Source organism: Streptomyces virginiae, from assembly GCF_000720455.1.
Classification (GTDB): Bacteria; Actinomycetota; Actinomycetes; order Streptomycetales; family Streptomycetaceae; genus Streptomyces; species Streptomyces virginiae.
This window is the reverse complement of sequence record NZ_JOAK01000014.1, coordinates 79,504-97,328: the sequence shown is the minus strand read 5'-3', so window position 1 is coordinate 97,328 and position 17,825 is coordinate 79,504. Positions and strand designations below refer to the sequence as shown.

The following is a 17,825-nucleotide window of genomic DNA, read 5'->3' as shown; positions in this document are numbered from 1 at the left end:
CGTGCCGCAGCGCGGGGTGATTGTCCGATTGAGTTAGGTTTGCCCGCGTACGAGGTGCCGATGTGCCGATGTTCCCGGAGGGACTTTCATGGCGATCGATCTGGACAAGGTGCTCGACAAGGCGTGGGCCGACAAGCCGCTGGCCGATGTGCTGGCAGCGCCCGTGGCCGCGCTCAAGGGCGTCAGCGAGAAGGACGGCGAACTGCTCCACGAGGCGTTCGGCGTCAAGACCGTCGCCGATTTCGGGCAGCTGAAGTACGTGCGCTGGGCGCAGGCCCTCGTCGCGCTGAACCAGACCGTCAGGGTGTAGCCGGCCGGCGGTGCGCGTACTCGGGGTACGCGGGTCCGACGGCGAGAAGGCCGTCCTCCCCACCCGCTGACGGGTGAGGAGGACGGCCTTCGTCGTGCGGCCGGCGAGCGGCGGACCTACTCCGCCTCACCCTCCAGGTTGCCCTCGGTGTCCAGGTACACCTGGCGCAGCGCTTCGAGGATCTGCGCGTCCGGCTTCTCCCACATGCCGCGCGACTCGGCTTCGAGGAGGCGTTCCGCGATGCCGTGCAGGGCCCACGGGTTGGCCTCCTCCAGGAAGGCGCGGTTGACCGGGTCCAGGACGTACGTCTCGGTCAGCTTGTCGTACATCCAGTCCGCGACCACGCCCGTCGTGGCGTCGTAGCCGAAGAGGTAGTCCACCGTGGCCGCCAGCTCGAAGGCGCCCTTGTAGCCGTGGCGGCGCATCGCCTCGATCCACTTCGGGTTCACGACGCGGGCGCGGAAGACGCGGCTGGTCTCCTCGACCAGGGTGCGGGTCTTGACCGTCTCCGGGCGGGTGGAGTCGCCGATGTACGCCTCCGGGGCCGTGCCGCGCAGCGCGCGGACCGTGGCCACCATGCCGCCGTGGTACTGGAAGTAGTCGTCCGAGTCCGCGATGTCGTGCTCGCGCGTGTCGGTGTTCTTCGCCGCGACCGTGATCCGCTTGTAGGCCGTCTCCATCTCGTCCCGGGCGGGGCGTCCTTCGAGGCCGCGGCCGTAGGCGTAGCCGCCCCACACCGTGTAGACCTCCGCCAGGTCGGCGTCCGTGCGCCAGTCGCGGGAGTCGATCAGCTGCAGGATGCCCGCCCCGTACGTACCCGGGCGCGATCCGAAGATACGGGTCGTCGCGCGGCGCTCGTCACCGTGCAGGGCCAGGTCCGCCTGGGCGTGCGCGCGGACGTAGTTCTCGGACTCCGGCTCGTCCAGCGAGGCCGCGAGCCGCACCGCGTCGTCCAGCAGGCCGATCACGTGCGGGAACGCGTCGCGGAAGAAGCCCGAGATGCGCAGCGTCACGTCGATGCGCGGCCGGCCCAGCTCCACGAGCGGGATCGGCTCCAGCCCGGTCACACGGCGCGAGGCCTCGTCCCAGACCGGTCGGACGCCGAGCAGCGCGAGGGCCTCGGCGACGTCGTCGCCCGCCGTGCGCATCGCGCTCGTGCCCCACAGGGACAGGCCGACCGAGGCCGGCCACTCGCCGTTGTCGGTGCGGTAGCGCGTCAGCAGGGAGTCGGCCAGGGCCTGGCCCGTCTCCCACGCGAGCCGGGACGGAACGGCCTTGGGGTCGACCGAGTAGAAGTTGCGGCCCGTCGGCAGGACGTTGACCAGGCCGCGCAGCGGCGAGCCCGAGGGGCCGGCCGGGACGAACCGGCCGTCCAGGGCCGCGACCACGTGGGCGATCTCGTCCGTGGTGCCCGCGAGCCGGGGCACGACCTCGTTCGCGGCGAACGTCAGGACCGCCGCCACCTCCGCGGAATGGTCCGCGGCGACCGCGGAGACCGCTGCGGGGTCCCAGTGCGCGTCCTCCATCGCCTGCACCAGGGCGCGGGCCGTCTCCTCGACGGCGTCCGCCGAGGTACGGGTGGCCGCGGACTCGTCCAGGCCGAGCGCCTCGCGCAGACCCGGAAGGGCCGCGGTGCCGCCCCAGATCTGCCGGGCGCGCAGGATGGCGAGGACCAGGTTGACCCGGGCCTCACCCGTCGGCGCGCCGCCCAGCACGTGCAGGCCGTCGCGGATCTGGGCGTCCTTGACCTCGCACAGCCAGCCGTCGACGTGCAGCAGGAAGTCGTCGAAGCCGTCGTCGTCCGGACGCTCCTGCAGACCCAGGTCGTGGTCGAGCTTCGCCGCCTGGATCAGCGTCCAGATCTGCGCGCGGATGGCCGGCAGCTTCGCCGGGTCCATCGCGGAGATCTGGGCGTACTCGTCCAGGTGCTGCTCCAGCCGCGCGATGTCGCCGTACGACTCCGCGCGCGCCATCGGCGGCACCAGGTGGTCGACCAGGGTGGCGTGCACGCGGCGCTTGGCCTGGGTGCCCTCGCCCGGGTCGTTGACCAGGAACGGGTAGACGAGGGGCAGGTCGCCGAGGGCGGCGTCCGGGGCGCAGGCCGCGGACAGGCCCGCGTTCTTGCCGGGCAGCCACTCCAGGTTGCCGTGCTTGCCCAGGTGGATCATCGCGTCGGCGCCGAAGCCGCCGTCCTCCGCGCGCGCCTGGATCCACCGGTACGCGGCCAGGTAGTGGTGCGACGGCGGCAGGTCGGGGTCGTGGTAGATCGCGATCGGGTTCTCGCCGAAGCCGCGCGGCGGCTGGATGAGGATGAGGAGGTTCCCGCGGCGCAGGGCGGCCAGGACGATGTCGCCCTCGGGGTTCGCGGAGCGGTCCACGAACATGTTGCCCGGGGCCTCGCCCCAGTGCTCCTCGACGCTCTCCCGCAGCTCGGCCGGGAGCTCGGCGAACCAGCGCCTGTAGTCGGCGGCGGGGATGCGGACCGGGTTGCGGGCCAGCTGCTCCTCGGTGAGCCAGTCCTGGTCGTGGCCGCCGGCCTCGATCAGGGCGCGGATCAGCTCGTCGCCGTCGCCCGAGACCAGACCGGGGATCTCGGGGACCGGGCCGAAGTCGTAGCCCTCGGCGATCAGGGTGCGCAGCAGCTCCACCGCGCTGGCCGGGGTGTCCAGGCCGACCGCGTTGCCGATGCGGGAGTGCTTGGTCGGGTACGCCGAGAGGACGAGGGCGATCTTCTTGTCGCGGCGCTCGATGTGCCGCAGCCGGGCGTGGCGTACGGCGATGCCCGCGACCCGGGCGGCCCGCTCGGGGTCGGCCACGTAGGCGGGCAGGCCGTCCTCGTCGAACTCCTTGAAGGAGAACGGGACGGTGATCAGGCGGCCGTCGAACTCGGGCACGGCGACCTGGGTCGCGGCGTCCAGCGGCGAGAGGCCCTCGTCGTTCTCCTCCCAGGCGGCGCGGGAGCCGGTCAGGCACAGGGCCTGGAGGATCGGCACGCCGAGCGCGGCGAGCGCGCCCGCGTCCCAGGACTCGTCGTCCCCGCCCGCGGAGGCGGTGGCGGGCTTGGTGCCGCCGGCCGCGAGGACGGTGGTGACGACCGCGTCCGCGGACCCCAGGGCTTCGACGAGCCCCGGCTCCGGGCTGCGCAGGGAGGAGACGTAGAGGGGGACCGGCCGGGCGCCGTGGGCCTCGATGGCCTCGCAGAGGGTGTGCACGAAGCCGGTGTTGCCGCTCATCTGGTGGGCGCGGTAGTAGAGCACGGCCACCTCGGGGCCGTCGGTGCGCTGCGCGGTGCGCTCCAGGGGGCCCCAGGTGGGGGCGGCGGCGGGCGGCTCGAAGCCGTGACCGGTGAGCAGGACGGTGTCGGAGAGGAACCGGGCCAGCTGCCCGAGGTTGGCCGGGCCGCCGTGCGCGAGGTAGGCGTGCGCCTCGGCCGCGATGCCGATCGGGACCGTGGAGGCCTCCATCAGCTGGGCGTCCGGGGCCTGTTCGCCGGTCAGGACCACGACCGGGCGGGTCTGGCCGGGGGCCAGCAGCAGGTCCAGGCCGTCCTGCCAGGCGCGCAGGCCGCCGAGGAGGCGTACGACGACCAGGTCGGCCCCGTCGAGGAGGCCGGGGAGGTCGTCGAGGGGAAGGCGGGAGGGGTTCGCGAACCGGTACGGGACGGGGGCGTCCGCCGTGTTCGCTGCGCGAGCGCTGAGCAGATCGGTGTCGGACGTCGACAGCAGCAGGATCATGCGGCGGCAGGCCTTCCTCGGGGTTTCCGCGCCCCGGGCAGTGAGGACAGCGGGAGTTCCTGACTCACCCGGCCGTGTGGCTCTGCCGGGTTCACAGTGGCGGGACCGCGCCGGATTCGCACCGGGCTTCCTCCCATGTCGCCGTCCTCGGCGACGGCGGACCGTGCGGGCCGCCGGTGGTCATCCTAGGTGGCGTTTGCGGTGGTCGGGAGTGGGGGTGGCCGGTGGCCCCGCCGGCTGGGGCGGGGTGGTCGTGTCGGGTGCGGTGGGCTCCGCCGGCTGGAGCGGCTGCGGTGTACCGGTGCGGCGCCGCTGCGGGGGCTCTGCCCCCGGACCCCCGCGCCTCAAACGCCGGCGGGGCTGGAAGTGCGCGCGGGCTCTGCCTCCGGGCTCCGCGCGGGCAGGGAAGTGCGCGGGCTCTGCCTGCGGGCTCCGCGCCTCAAACGCCGGCGGGGCTGGAAGTGTGCGGCGGGGCCGGGATGGCGCTGGGAGTGCGGCGGGTGACGGAGGGTGGCGGTGGACACAGTTCCGGGGAGGGGAATCGTGGGTATGCTCGCCGCCATGCCCCAGCCCCCCTCCGCCGTACCGCGGGACGAACCCGTCATACGGGACCGCGGTGACGCCTGCCCCGGTGCACTCCGGCTGCACGCGGCGGACGACGGGTACCTCGCACGCGTCCGGATCCCCGGCGGGGCGCTGACAGCGCACCAGGCCTCGCTCCTCGCGTCGGCCGCCGACCGGTTCGGCGACGGGCACCTGGAGCTCACCTCCCGCGGCAACGTCCAGCTGCGCGGCCTCGCCGACGGCTGCGGCGCCGGCCTCGCGGAGCTGCTCGACACCGCCGGGCTGCTGCCCGCGCCCGCCCACGAACGCGTACGCAACATCGTGGCCACCCCGACCTCGCAGGACGTCCTGCCCTGGGTGCGCGAACTGGACCGGCTGCTGTGCGCGAACACCCGCGTCACCGCGCTGTCCGGCCGCTTCCTCTTCGCCCTCGACGACGGGCGCGGGGACGTGGCCGCCCTGGAACCCGACGTCACCGTGCTCGGGCGGCCCGGCGAAGGGGCCCTGGTGCGCCTCGGGGCCGCCGCCGGCGCGGTGGCCGTCGCCGCGCGGGAGGCCCCGCGGGCCGCGCTGCTCGCCGCCGAGCACTTCCTCGACGCCGCGGACGCGGCCGGCACCCGCGCCTGGCGGGTCGCCGAACTCCCCGCCGGACACGCCCTGGACGACGGGGAGTTCGCGGCCCGGCTGACCGCCGCCGGCATCGACGCGGTGCGCGTGCCCGCCGTGGACTGGCCGTACTGCGCCCCGCCCCTGCCCGGCCCGCACGATCCCCTGTGCGTGCTGCCCCCGTTCGGCCGGCTGAGCACCGACCAGTGGCGGATCCTCGTACAAGTGGCCGAACGCGGGGACGGGTTGCGCATCACCCCGTGGCGCACCGTCGTCCTGCCGGGCGCACCGGACCCGGCCCTGCCGGCCGACGCCGGGCTCGTCGTCTCCCCGGACAGCCCCTGGCTGTCCGTCACCGCCTGTACGGGGCGCCCCGGTTGTGCCAAGTCCGTCACAGACGTACGCGCCGACGCGCGCGCCCTGGTGGACCGGGCGCGGGGGCCGCTGCCCGTGCACTGGTCCGGCTGCGAGCGCCGGTGCGGCCACCCGAGGGGCACGCAGTGGGTGGACGCGCTCGCCACCGCGGACGGATACCGGCTCTCCGTGGACGGGCGCACCCTGCCGAACCGGCCAGACCTGGCGGCCGCCCTCACGGCCGCACGCGAGAACACCTCATCACCCCAGAGTCCGAAGACGCAGTGAAGAAATGAGCGAGTACACCGTGTTTGAGTACGAGAAGGACGGCGCCGCGATCTACCGCCAGTCCTTTGCCACGATCCGCGCCGAGGCGGACCTCTCCGGGCTGCCCGCCTCGGTCGCCCAGGTCGCGGTGCGCATGATTCACGCCTGCGGGATGACCGACCTCCCGCAGGACCTGGGGTACACCCCCGAGGTGGTGCTGCGCGCCCGCGCCGCGCTGGAGGCGGGCGCGCCGATCCTGTGCGACGTCCAGATGGTCGCCAGCGGCGTCACCCGCAAGCGGCTGCCCGCCGACAACGACGTGATCTGCACGCTCTCCGACCCGGCCGTCCCGGACCTGGCCGCGAAGATGGGCACCACGCGCAGCGCCGCCGCCCTCGAAGTGTGGCGCGACCGCGGCCTGTTGGAGGGTTCGGTGGTCGCCGTCGGCAACGCCCCGACCGCGCTGTTCCGGCTGCTGGAGATGATCGAGGAGGGCGCCCCGCGCCCCGCCGCCGTCATCGGCGTGCCCGTCGGCTTCATCGGCGCCGCCGAGTCCAAGGACGCCCTCGCCGCCCACCCCTCCGGCCTCGACCACCTCGTCGTACGCGGCCGCCGCGGCGGCAGCGCCATCGCCGCGGCCGCCCTCAACGCCATCGCGAGCGTGGCCGAATGAGCGCCGACGCACAGCCCAAGGGCCGCCTCTACGGGGTCGGGCTCGGCCCCGGCGACCCGAACCTGATGACGCTGAGGGCCGTCGAGGTGATCGGCGAGGCTGACGTCGTCGCCTACCACAGCGCCCGCCACGGCCGCTCCATCGCCCGCTCGATCGCCGCGAAACACCTGCGCGAGCGCCACATCGAGGAGCCGCTGGTCTACCCGGTCACCACCGAGACCACCGACCACCCCGGCGGCTACCAGGGCGCCATGGAGGAGTTCTACGAGTCGGCCGCAGCCCGGCTGGCCGCCCACCTGGACGCCGGCCGGACCGTCGCCGTGCTCGCGGAGGGCGACCCGCTCTTCTACAGCTCCTACATGCACATGCACAAGCGGCTCGCGGACCGCTATGACACCGAGGTCGTCCCCGGAGTCACCTCGGTCAGCGCCGCCGCCGCCCGGCTCGGCACCCCGCTCGTGGAGGGCGAGGAGGTCCTGACCATCCTCCCCGGCACGCTGCCGGAGGAGGAGCTCACCGCCCGCCTCGCCGCCACCGACTCGGCGGTCGTGATGAAGCTCGGCCGGACCTTCCCCGCCGTGCGCGGCGCGATGGAGAACAGCGGCCGGCTCGCCGAGGCCCGCTACGTCGAGCGCGCCACGATGGAGGGCGAGCGCACGGGCGTCCTCGCCGACACCGACCCCGGCAGCGTGCCGTACTTCGCCGTCGCCGTGGTGCCCAGCCGGATCGGCAACCCGGGCAGCGTGCCGTCCGGCCCCGGCGAGGTCGTCGTCGTCGGCACCGGCCCGGCCGGCCCGCTGTGGCTCACCCCGCAGACCCGGCGCGCCCTCGCGGACGCCGAGGTGCTCGTCGGGTACACGACGTACCTGGACCGGGTGCCCGTCAAGCCGGGCCAGGTCCGGCACGGCTCCGACAACAAGGTGGAGTCGGAGCGCGCCGAGTTCGCCCTCGACCTCGCCCGCCGCGGCAAGCGGGTGGCCGTGGTGTCCGGCGGCGACCCGGGCGTCTTCGCCATGGCCACCGCCGTCCTGGAGGTCGCCGGGCAGGCGGAGTACAAGGACGTGCCCGTACGGGTCCTGCCGGGCGTGACCGCGGCCAACGCGGCGGCCGCCGCGGCCGGCGCCCCGCTCGGCCACGACTACGCGACGATCTCGCTGTCCGACCGGCTCAAGCCGTGGGAGGTCATCGCGGAGCGGCTGCGCGCCGCCGCCTCGGCCGACCTGGTGCTCGCCCTCTACAACCCCGGCTCCCGCAGCCGGACCTGGCAGGTGGCGCAGGCCCGCGAGCTGCTGCTGGAGCTGCGCTCGCCGCAGACCCCGGTGGTCGTCGCCCGCGACGTGGGCGGCCCCGGGCAGTCGGTACGGATCGTCACGCTCGCCGAACTGGAGCCGTCCGAGGTCGACATGCGCACGATCCTGCTGATCGGCTCCTCGCAGACGCAGGTCACCGAGCGGGCCGACGGCTCGCGGATCACGTGGACGCCGCGCCGCTACCCGTGACGGGCCGGGGCGGAGCGGTACGCGGCGAAGGCCCGGTGCGACGAGCGCACCGGGCCTTCGCCCGTCCGGCGGAACGGCACGTCCGGACGCCGTCGTCCTCGGGCCGGGCCCGGCCCGATCTGCAGGACGCCCCCTCGGCCGTGTCCGCAGAGTCCCCCCCCCCGCGCCGCGGCGCCCGCCCTTCGGGCGGTCGGCGCTACCTTCCGGACACGCCCTGGCGGACCGTGCCCAGCCAGTCCAGGACGACCTCGACCGAGTCCGTCTCCGGTACGCCCTCCGGGACCGCGGGGCGGCGCACCACGAGGACCGGGATGCCGGCCTCGCGGGCCGCCGCGAGCTTGGGGGCGGTGGCCGAACCGCCGCTGTCCTTCGTCACCAGGACGTCGATGCGGTGCCGGGCGATCAGCTCCCGCTCGTCGTCCAGGGTGAACGGGCCCCGGGCGAGCAGGACTTCCAGGTGAGGCGGCACCGGCGCCTGCGGAGGGTCCACCGAACGCACCAGGAACCAGGTGCCGGTGAGGCGCGCGAAGGCGTGCAGGCCCATCCGTCCGGTGGTCAGGAACGCGCGGGAGCCCAGCCCGGGCAGCCGGTCGGCCGCCTCGTCGAGCGAGTCCACGAAGGTCCAGTCGTCGCCCGGCTCCGGCGTCCAGCCGGGGCGCCTCAGCGCCACCAGCGGGACCCCCGTGAGCGCCTGCGCCTCGGCTGCGTGGAAACTCATCCGCTCCGCGAACGGGTGGGTGGCGTCGACGACACGGGTGACGTCGTGGGCGACGATCCAGGCCGCGAGGCCCGCGACACCGCCGAAGCCGCCGATCCGGGTGTCGCCCGGCGGGAGCACGGGCGAGGTGACCCGGCCCGCCAGCGACGTGGTCACGTGGCAGGAGGGGTCGGGGGCCAGCGCCTCCGCGAGACGGCGGGCCTCCGTGGTGCCGCCCAGGATCAGGACGTGGTGGGCCGGGAGGGGCGCCGGTTCAGGTGGGAGGGGCGCCGGTTCAGCCGGGAGGGGCGCCGGTTCAGCAGACATGCCGGTCGCGCTCGGGGGAGTACAGGTGGCTGTCGCGGAACTGCTCGGCGCCCAGGGTGCGGCCCACCACGATGACGGCGGTGCGGACCAGGCCCGCCTCCTTCACCCGGCCGGCGATGTCGGCCAGGGTGCCGCGCAGGATCAGCTCGTCGGGGCGGCTGGCCATCGCCACCACCGCCACCGGGCACTCGGCCCCGTAGTGCGGCAGCAGCTCGTCGACCACCCGGTCCACGTAGCGGGTGGCCAGGTGCAGGACGAGCAGCGCGCCGCTGCGTCCCAGGGTGGCCAGGTCCTCGCCGGGCGGCATCGGGGTCGCCTGCTGGGCGATCCGGGTGAGGATCACGGTCTGCCCGACGGTGGGCACCGTCAGCTCCCGCTTGAGGGCCGCGGCCGCGGCGGCGAAGGCCGGCACGCCCGGGACGACCTCGTAGGGGATGCCTTCCGCGTCCAGCCGTCGCATCTGTTCGGCGACGGCGCTGAAGATCGACGGGTCTCCCGAGTGCAGGCGCGCCACGTCCTGGCCCGCCTCGTGGGCCCGTACGCACTCGGCGACGATCTCGTCCAGGTTCAGCTGCGAGGTGTCCACGAGGCGGGCGTCCGCCGGGCACTCGGCGAGCAGCTCGCGCGGCACGAGGCTGCCCGCGTACAGGCAGACCGGGGCGGCGGCGAGGGTCCGGGCACCGCGCACCGTGATCAGGTCGGCGGCGCCGGGGCCCGCACCGATGAAGTACACGGTCATGTCTGATCCTTCTCCTTGGTGTGCGTGTCCTCGGCGTCCGCCTGCCGGGCGGCCGGCCGCTTCGTCACCGACCACTGGGTGACCGGCATGGCCTGCCGCCAGCCCGTGAAACCGCCGACGGGCACGGCGTGCGCGACCGCCAGTTTCACCAGGTCGCCGCCGTGGCGCCGGTAGCGGTCGGTGAGGACCGCCTCCGACTCCAGGGTGACCGTGTTGACCACCAGCCGGCCGCCCGGGGCCAGCGCGGCCCAGGCCGCGTCCAGCAGGCCCGGCGCGGTCAGTCCGCCGCCGATGAAGACCGCGTCGGGGGCCGGGAGCCCGGCGAGCGCCTCCGGAGCGGCTCCGACGACCACGCGCAGGCCGGGCACGCCGAGCGCCGCCGCGTTACGGGTGATCCGCGCGGCCCGCTCAGGGACGCGCTCCACGGCCACCGCCCGGCACGAGGGGTGCGTGCGCAACCACTCGATGCCGATGGAGCCGGAGCCGCCGCCGATGTCCCACAGCAGCTCGCCGGGGGCCGGGGCGAGCGCGCACAGGGTCGCGGCGCGGACGTGGCGCTTGGTGAGCTGGCCGTCGTGCTCGTAGGCGGCGTCCGGCAGGCCGGGGGTCGCGCCGAGGCGAGGCGCGCCGTGGGCGGGGTCCCGGCGGCAGTCGACGGCCACCACGTTCAGGGGGTCGCCGGGCGCGTGGTCCCAGGTGTCGGCCGTGCCCTCGTACGCGTCCTCGCGCTCGGAGCCGAGCTGTTCCAGGACCCGCATCCGGCTCGGGCCGAAGCCCCGCTCACGCAGCAGAGCGGCGATCTCGCCCGGGGACGCGGCGCCGGCGCTGAGGACGAGCACGCGGCGCCCGTCGTACAGCGCGGCGGCGAGCCGGGCGACCGGGCGGCCCACCACGGTGACCACCTCGGTGTCCTCCACCGGCCAGCCCAGGCGGGCGCAGGCGTAGGACACGGACGAGGGGTGCGGGCGGACCAGCAGGGACCGCGGCCCGAGCTCCTCGGCGAGGGCGCGGCCGATCCCGTAGAACATCGGATCGCCGCTGGCCAGCACCGCGATCCGGCGTCCGGCGTGCTCGGCCATCAGCTTCGGTACCGCCGGCCGCAGCGGGCTCGGCCACGCCACCCGCTGCCCGGGGCACTCGGCGGCGGGCAGCAGGTCCAGCTGGCGCGGCCCGCCGATGAGGACCTCCGCCGAGGACAGCGACGACCGCGCGGCGGCGGTGAGCCCGGCCCACCCGTCGGCGCCGAGGCCGACGACCGTCACGGGTATGGGGGGCGGTGCGGAGCTCACTGCGCTGTACCTCGGGGCCGGAAGGGGAAAGAGGGTGGACCCGCAGCCTACTGGCCTGCGGATGCGACGCCCCGCCCACCCTCGCGAACCCGGGCGGGACCGCCTGGGTCTACCCTCGGTGACCCACCGCGATCGAGGGAGCTGCCATGCCCGGCTGGAACGCCACGCACATTCCCGACCAGAGCGGCCGGACCGCCGTCGTGACCGGAGCCAACAGCGGCATCGGCCACGTCACGGCCCGCGAGCTCGCGCGGCGCGGTGCCTCGGTGGTCCTGGCCTGCCGCAGTGCGGCCCGCGGGCGGGCCGCCGTGGTCCGGCTGCGGGCGGAAGTCCCGCGAGCGGAGGTGGAGTTCATACCGCTCGACCTCGCCGATCTGACCTCGGTGCGGGAGTTCGCCACCGCCTGCGGGGAGCGGCACCCCTCGCTGGACCTGCTGGTCAACAACGCCGGTGTGATGGCGCTGCCGTACGGGCGGACCGCCGACGGGTTCGAGACCCAGTTCGGGGTCAACCACCTCGGGCACTTCGCCCTGACCGGGCTGCTCCTGCCGAGGCTGCGGGCCGCCGGCGCCGGGGCCCGGATCGTCAACGTCTCCAGCGGTTTCCACGTCCTGGGGAAGGTCGGCTTCGGTGTGGACGGCCCCTTGGAGACGGGCGGCTTCGGCGGCCCGGGCGCCGAGCACGGCTACCGCCGCTGGGTCGCCTACGGCCGTTCCAAGACCGCCAACCTGCTCTTCACCCACGAGCTGGGCCGCCGCTTCGCAGCGGCCGGCTCCACGATCACCGCGGCCGCGGCCCACCCGGGCTACGCCGCCAGCAACCTCCACGCCGGAGCGGCCGCGCTGGAGGGCCCCACCCTGATCTCGCGCGCGGCGGCCTTCGGCAACGCGGTCCTCGCACAGCCGACCGCCTCGGGCGCGCTGCCCACCCTGTACGCGGCCACAGCGCCCGGGATCGGGCAGGACGCGTTCATCGGCCCGCGGTTCGGCTGGCGCGGCGCGCCCGCGCCGTCCTGGCGGGCGGGGTGGACCCTCGACGACACCGCGGGCGAACGGCTCTGGGCCGCCTCCGAGAAGCTGACGGGCGTCTCCTACGCGTCCCTGCCGCGCTGATCCGGGGCCTTCACCGGCACCGGGCGGGTCAGAGCGGCGGCATCAGATCGCTCTCGCTGACGGTGTAGGTCAGCGGGGGGTAGCTGAAGTCCGTTTCCTTGTTCTCACGGCGCCGCAGCCGGTAGAACTCGCTCGCCTGTTCTTCGTCGGCCGCCACGAGGCGGGCGCCCTGAGGGAGGTACGCCTGTCCGTCGTGAAACCGGACGAAGGTCTTCGACGTTCGGAACGTCACGCCCAGCCATGTGTTGTCGGCCGCTCCGGCGGGCGTGTCCAGGACGATCCGGTGCCTGAGCCGGCGGTTCGTGTCGACGGAGAACGCGACGACGCCGTGGTGGGCGAGGGGGATCTCGGCCCTCTCGCCACCCGGCTCCTTCGATTCGAAGATCAGCTTTCTCGGCGGCCCCGCGTCGGGATGCTGGTAGCAGGAGAACACGGCGATGAACGACTCGTCGGCCAGGTCGAGGGCCTGGTCGCAGTGACCGCCCATGGTGGTGTAGGCGTTCGTGTAGCGCTCGATGAGGGCGTTGTTGAAGCCGACCGGGAGCGCCGCGCGTTCCCGGACGCGCCGCGCCAGCCGTTCGTGCACCGTCCGGAAACGCTGCGCCGGGCCGCCGTACCGGGTGGTGGTGCGTACGAGGGGCACCCCGCCGGCCTCGTCGGTCCTGACGAGCGTGGCGCCCCGCCGGCCCTTGCCCACCTCTTCCCAGCGGACCGACGCCGACAGCTCCGCGAAGAGGTCCTCGTCGGTCGGCACCTCGCACGAGAGGATCTCATCCAAGATCGTGGACTGCGGGGGCAAGATAATCTCCCGTGTTCATGCTGAAGGGGAACCGGTCGCCGTAGTCGATGAAGGACGAGGTCCTGTTCTCCTCGGCGTACAGCCTGCGCAGCTCGTCCATGCCCGCCGGTGTGGGCTGCTCCAGCGGTGCCGGGTCTCCGGCCGTCTTGAGAAACGTGCGGCCGTTCTTGTGCACGGCTTCGGCGCTCGAACAGCGCACCACGTATCCCAGACGGGTCGGGAGCGACTCGGCGTCCAGCGGCGAGGGCCGGATCGCGTGCGTGTACAGGCGGTTGGTGGACAGCGGCATGAGGAAGACGGAGCCGGGGTGCAGGGTCAGGGTGAACTGCGCCGGCAGCGCGCCCCCGTCGTGCTGTGCGCTCGGCTCCTTGAGGCGGAAGTGGAGCCTGGTCAGCCCGCTGGCACCCTTCACCCCGAAGTCGAAGGCGTCCTCGGCCAGGGGCCGCAGCCCGTCGAGCCGGTCGTAGAAGGTGCAGAAGGCCATGATGCCGTGGGCGGGCATGTCCTTGGTCTTGTCGGCATGGGCCGAGATCTTGGCCTTGGACTGTTTGCGCCCCTCCGTGGCAAGGGTGTTGTGGTAGATCTGGGCGAGTACGTGATTGAGCGGTGCGTGGTTGCGGAAGACGGTGGCGGCCTCCCGGTTCAGAGCCTCGACGATGCGGGTGTCGGTGGGACCGAAGTCCTCCGTCGGCCCCGAGAGATTCGTCGAGCACCGCAGCAGGCGGAAGTGCAGTTCGTCGCCGTGCCGCGTGACGGGCGTCAGATAGATCCCGCTGCGGTGGGCCGTTGCGGGCTTGTCGGACTCCGTCAGGGACTGGAAGGCGTGCTCGGCACTGATCCGGCCGAAGTGATCGGCGCCGGGTTCGAAGAAGCGGCGGTAGTACACGCCGACGCCGTGTACGCGCAGGGGAACGCGGCCGAGGCCGATGAGGTCCCACCGTCCGCCGGCGTCCTCGTCGTAGCCGTGTGACAGCTCCCGTACGACGAACACCCTTGCAGCCGCGTCCGGTCGGCGGCCGCCGGTCCCGCTCCCGGACAGGTCGCCGCACAGGTAGACGGTCTTGCGTGCGAGGTCGGTCGCCCCGGAGGCGAAGTCCTCCGGCGTGATCACGGACCCGAAGAAGTCCCTGACCACGTCGTGGTCCCGCAACGCCGAGGGCGCGACCATGATGGTGTCCGCGTCCTCGATGCGGGCTTCTGCCGGCTCTGCCGTGCTCATCAAGCGGTACCTGTCGTTCGCGTGGCTCGGTGGATCGCTCAGAACAGTAGTGGCCGGTCCCTGTCCGGCGAGGGACCGGGTCAGGAGTGGGTGGAGCGCTCGTAGAGGGCGCGCACGCCGTCGCCGAAGTGGATGCTGTACGAGGTCTCGTCGTCGCCGCCGCCGTCGCGGCCGCCGATCACGCCGATCAGGGTGTGCCCGTCGGTGAGCACCGGGCCGCCGCTGGTGCCGTTGGGCACGTCCGCGCAGTCCAGCCGCAGTTGCGTCGGGCCGGCCGGGCGGGCGGTGGTCCGGCAGTCCAGGGGCTGCTCGGAGAAGTTCGGATAGCCCACGAGCCGTGCGGGCGTGGGCAGTTCGCGCCCGAAGGCGATGGTCTCGGCGCCGGTGACGTCCTCCAGGCGCTGACCCGGGTATCCGGGCCGGCGCAGCCGGAGGAAGGCGATGTCGTGGTCGGGGTCCTGGTCCGCGGTCCAGCGCGGGTCCACGTCGATCCGGGTGGGCACCCAGACGCCGTACGGTGCGATCCCGTCCCGGTACCCCGGCGCGAAGGCGAGGTTGGTGCGGAAGCCGCCGCCGTACACGCAGTGGGCGGCCGTGGCGACGAGGTCACCGGCGGGGGAGTGGACCACGACGCCCGAGCAGTGGTGGTCGGGGTCGCCGTCGTTGCCGGGGGAGAAGAGCGCGCCGATCGCCGGTTCGGCGGGGGCGGGTCTGGCCTCCAGCGGGTCGGAGGGCTCCCATCCGCCGGAGCGCCAGTTCACCGCGCCGCCGTCGGCGAAGGCCTTGCCGTCGGTCGGCGGGTCCGGGTCCTCGCGGACGATCCCGTCGAGCACGGCCGACGCCGTCCGGTCGGCACGTTCGGGGTCCTGCTGGTAGACGCCCCGGGCCGGATCGCCGTCCGCCCGGTTGGCGGCGATGCCGCGCAGCTCCCAGGCGACGTACCCGGCCCCCGCGAGGACCAGGGTGCACAGCAGGCCGACGGCCACGGAACCCCGCGCCGCGGTCCGTCCCCGCTCCCGCCCCTGAACCCTGCTGGACATGTGGCCCCCTCCCGCCCGCGTACGCGTCCGACTCTCGGTTCGATGGGGGGAGGGCGGGCCGGGTTCCGAGGTCGGGACGTGTCCGTTCTCACAGCCGGGCTTATCGTCGTGCGCATGCCATGCATGGGCCTTCCGGTCGTCACCCGACCGCCCTACGCTCCAGCCGACTTGAGCCGCACGCGAAGCGACGGGAGCCTGCCATGGGACTGCGGAGCCGGACGGGGGCCGCGGTGTGCGCCGCACTCGCCGCCACGACCCTCGCGCTGGGCGCGACACCGGCCGGCGCGTCCGGCGCCGCACCCGCGCCCCGGTCCACCGACGGCCTGCCGTACGCGGGTTCCACCGGCGTCGGTGTGCACAACGCCTACGAGAAGGCCAAGTACCCCTACTTCGCCGACGCGTTGGACTCCGGCGCCGCCATGCTCGAACTCGACGTGTGGACCAACTTCTTCGGCAGCTCGTGGCGGGTGGCCCACAGCAACCCCTTCGGCAACGACAACAACTGCGAGAACGCCACCACCCCGGGCCAGCTGCGCACCAAGGCGCGCAACCAGCCCCTGGCCGGCTGCCTCGCCGACATCCGCAGCTGGCACGACGCCCACCCGGGCCACCGGCCGGTCGTCCTGAAGCTGGAACTCAAGGACGGCTTCGCCGCGAACCTCGGACGCGGCCCCGCCGAACTGGACGCGCTGCTGACCGGCGCCCTCGGCGACGCCGTCTACCGCCCCGGCCTGCTGGCCGCCGGGCACCCCGACCTCGACACCGCCGCCCGCGCCGGAGCCTGGCCCGACCGGGCCGCCCTCGCCGGAAAGTTCATCGTCGAGCTGATCCCCGGCACCCTGGAGGAGGGCAACAGCTCCGACACCCTGTGGACCGACCGGGAGTACGCCGTCCACCTGCGCTCCCTCGCCGCCCAGGGCCTGCTCGACCGGGCCGCGGCCTTCCCCGCCGTGCACCGGGCCGAGCCGGGCGACCCGCGCACCCGCTACGCCGACGCATCCCTGCGGCCCTGGTTCGTGATCTTCGACGGGGACGCGAGCGCCTACGCCGGCGGCTCCATCGACACCGGCTGGTACGACCGCAACCACTACCTCCTGATCGCCACGGACGCCCATGCCGTCGCCCCGGCCATCGACTCCACCCGCCCCACCGAAACCCAGGCCCGCGACCGCCTCGCACTCCTCGCCGGCCGCCACGCCACCGTCGTCTCCGCCGACTGGTACCCGCTGCCCCAGGTCCTGGCCACCGTCGTCCCGCGCGGCCGGTGACCGGACCCGCCCCGAAACCGGATGCGGGAACCGCGTCCGGTTGAAAGGGTGAGGCAATGGACGACCTCGAACACGACACGGCCCCCCACGGCGCACCCGGCTGGATCACCACGCCCGTCGGGCCGGAACTCCTGCGCGGCGCACTGGAGGCGGAACGCACCGCCCGCGGCGTCCTGCCCCACCGGCTGCCCGCCTGGGCCCGCCGCCAGGCCCCCGGCGACCTCGCGGAGGTCGAGGCCCAGCCCGCCGGCGTGCGGCTGGCCTTCCGCACCCGGGCCACCGCCGTCGAACTGGACGTCCTCGCCACGACGACCGTCTACCGCGGCGCGCCCACGCCCCCGGACGCCGTCTACGACCTCGTGGTCGACGGCCGCCCGGCCGGCCGGGCCACCGCCGACGGCGGAAACGTCCGTACGGTCGACACCACCACCTGGGCCGCGGTCCTCACCCCCGGCCCGCCCGGCACCGTCCGGTTCGCCGGACTGGCCGACGGGACCAAGGACGTCGAGATCTGGCTGCCGTACCGGGGGATCCACGAACTCATCGCCCTGCGCACCGACGCCCCCGTGGAACCGGCGCCCGACCCCGGCCGCCGCGTCTGGCTGCACCACGGCAGTTCGATCAGCCACGGCTCGACCGCAGACGGCCCGACCGGGACCTGGCCCGCGCTGGCAGCCGCCGGCGCCGGCGTGGAACTGGTCAACCTCGGCTTCAGCGGCAACGCCCTGCTCGACCCGTTCACCGCACGGACCATGCGCGACACCCCCGCCGACCTGATCAGCCTCAAGATCGGCATCAACCTCGTCAACCACGACGTGATGCGCCTGCGCGCCTTCACCGCCGCCGTCCACGGCTTCCTCGACACCCTCCGCGAAGGACACCCCACCACCCCCGTCCTGGTCGTCTCCCCCCTCTACTGCCCGATCCACGAGGACACCCCGGGCCCGGCCGCGGCCGACCTCGGCGACGGCCGGCTGCGCTTCCGCGCCCTCGGCGACCCGGCGGAGGCCGCCCAGGGGAAGCTGACCCTGCGCGTCGTGCGCGACGAACTCGCCCGCATCACCGCGGCGCGCGCCACCGACGACCCCCACCTGCACCACCTCGACGGCCGCGCCCTGTACGGGGAGGCCGACTTCGCCGAGTTCCCGCTGCCCGACGACCTCCACCCCGATGCCGCCGGGCACCGCCGCATCGGCGAGCGCTTCACCGAGCACGCCTTCGGCTCCGCCTGGGCCCGCTGACGCACACGGGTGTCCGGCGGACCACGGCCGCGCCCGGGCCGTCCGACACCGATCTGCCGGACACCCCCCGAACCGGGCGTTCCCTAC

At 74.3% G+C, this 17,825-nt stretch carries 14 protein-coding genes and 1 riboswitch; of the genes, 7 read left to right on the top strand and 7 right to left on the bottom strand.

What is annotated here, in order from left to right:
• Nucleotides 1–88: 88 nt before the first annotated feature.
• Nucleotides 89–310: a hypothetical protein gene (locus IG86_RS0121520; protein ID WP_030898817.1), complete on the top strand. Its 222-nt coding sequence runs from the start codon at nt 89–91 to the stop codon at nt 308–310.
• 116 nt (nt 311–426) lie between these two features.
• Here IG86_RS0121520 and cobN read toward each other — a convergent pair whose 3' ends face one another.
• Nucleotides 427–4,044 (bottom strand): cobaltochelatase subunit CobN, encoded by a 3,618-nt coding sequence (gene cobN / locus IG86_RS0121515; protein ID WP_030826260.1) that lies wholly within the window; start codon nt 4,042–4,044, stop codon nt 427–429.
• 46 nt (nt 4,045–4,090) lie between these two features.
• Nucleotides 4,091–4,209: riboswitch (cobalamin riboswitch) on the bottom strand.
• A 396-nt stretch (nt 4,210–4,605) separates the two neighbouring features.
• On the opposite strand from cobN, the gene IG86_RS0121510 reads away from it, so the two are divergent.
• Genes IG86_RS0121510 through IG86_RS0121500 form a run of 3 tightly spaced genes read left to right on the top strand, consistent with a single transcriptional unit; the run spans nt 4,606 to nt 8,007 of the window.
• On the top strand, nt 4,606–5,856 hold the full coding sequence (locus tag IG86_RS0121510; protein WP_420894108.1) for a cobalamin biosynthesis protein CobG: 1,251 nt from the start codon (nt 4,606–4,608) through the stop codon (nt 5,854–5,856).
• A 4-nt stretch (nt 5,857–5,860) separates the two neighbouring features.
• On the top strand, nt 5,861–6,508 hold the full coding sequence (locus tag IG86_RS0121505) for a precorrin-8X methylmutase (RefSeq protein ID WP_030898811.1): 648 nt from the start codon (nt 5,861–5,863) through the stop codon (nt 6,506–6,508).
• Nucleotides 6,505–8,007, top strand: a complete 1,503-nt coding sequence (locus IG86_RS0121500) for a precorrin-2 C(20)-methyltransferase (protein WP_030898808.1) — start codon at nt 6,505–6,507, stop codon at nt 8,005–8,007. The genes IG86_RS0121505 and IG86_RS0121500 overlap by 4 nt, the downstream gene beginning before the upstream one ends.
• Before the next feature lie 196 nt (nt 8,008–8,203).
• Here the strand turns inward: IG86_RS0121500 and IG86_RS0121495 are convergent, their stop codons facing one another.
• Genes IG86_RS0121495 through IG86_RS0121485 form a run of 3 tightly spaced genes read right to left on the bottom strand, consistent with a single transcriptional unit; the run spans nt 8,204 to nt 11,059 of the window.
• Nucleotides 8,204–9,031 carry a cobalt-precorrin-6A reductase gene (locus IG86_RS0121495; protein ID WP_078905986.1) on the bottom strand — a complete coding sequence of 276 codons (828 nt, stop codon included), beginning with the start codon at nt 9,029–9,031 and terminating at the stop codon, nt 8,204–8,206.
• Nucleotides 9,021–9,770 carry a precorrin-4 C(11)-methyltransferase gene (gene cobM / locus IG86_RS0121490; protein WP_030826245.1) on the bottom strand — a complete coding sequence of 250 codons (750 nt, stop codon included), beginning with the start codon at nt 9,768–9,770 and terminating at the stop codon, nt 9,021–9,023. Before cobM ends, IG86_RS0121495 begins: the two co-directional genes overlap by 11 nt.
• A complete protein-coding gene (locus IG86_RS0121485; protein ID WP_051785317.1) occupies nt 9,767–11,059 on the bottom strand; it encodes a bifunctional cobalt-precorrin-7 (C(5))-methyltransferase/cobalt-precorrin-6B (C(15))-methyltransferase in 1,293 nt (430 codons plus the stop codon). Before IG86_RS0121485 ends, cobM begins: the two co-directional genes overlap by 4 nt.
• Nucleotides 11,060–11,205: 146 nt before the next feature.
• On the opposite strand from IG86_RS0121485, the gene IG86_RS0121480 reads away from it, so the two are divergent.
• A complete protein-coding gene (locus IG86_RS0121480) occupies nt 11,206–12,171 on the top strand; it encodes an oxidoreductase (RefSeq protein WP_030898799.1) in 966 nt (321 codons plus the stop codon).
• 28 nt (nt 12,172–12,199) lie between these two features.
• Here IG86_RS0121480 and IG86_RS0121475 read toward each other — a convergent pair whose 3' ends face one another.
• The 3 genes from IG86_RS0121475 to IG86_RS38940 form a co-directional block, all read right to left on the bottom strand.
• Nucleotides 12,200–12,970 (bottom strand): hypothetical protein, encoded by a 771-nt coding sequence (locus IG86_RS0121475; protein WP_030898796.1) that lies wholly within the window; start codon nt 12,968–12,970, stop codon nt 12,200–12,202.
• Nucleotides 12,942–14,189 carry a hypothetical protein gene (locus tag IG86_RS0121470; RefSeq protein WP_030898794.1) on the bottom strand — a complete coding sequence of 416 codons (1,248 nt, stop codon included), beginning with the start codon at nt 14,187–14,189 and terminating at the stop codon, nt 12,942–12,944. The genes IG86_RS0121475 and IG86_RS0121470 overlap by 29 nt, the downstream gene beginning before the upstream one ends.
• 80 nt (nt 14,190–14,269) lie before the next feature.
• Nucleotides 14,270–15,229 (bottom strand): trypsin-like serine peptidase, encoded by a 960-nt coding sequence (locus tag IG86_RS38940; protein ID WP_078848219.1) that lies wholly within the window; start codon nt 15,227–15,229, stop codon nt 14,270–14,272.
• Between the two features lie 200 nt (nt 15,230–15,429).
• Here IG86_RS38940 and IG86_RS0121460 point away from each other — a divergent pair, with 200 nt between their 5' ends.
• The gene (locus IG86_RS0121460) at nt 15,430–16,497 is read left to right on the top strand and encodes a phosphatidylinositol-specific phospholipase C domain-containing protein (RefSeq protein ID WP_030826232.1); all 1,068 of its coding nucleotides are present in this window, start codon (nt 15,430–15,432) and stop codon (nt 16,495–16,497) included.
• 56 nt (nt 16,498–16,553) lie between these two features.
• Nucleotides 16,554–17,738: a GDSL-type esterase/lipase family protein gene (locus IG86_RS0121455; protein WP_051785315.1), complete on the top strand. Its 1,185-nt coding sequence runs from the start codon at nt 16,554–16,556 to the stop codon at nt 17,736–17,738.
• The last annotated feature ends 87 nt before the right edge of the window (nt 17,739–17,825 follow it).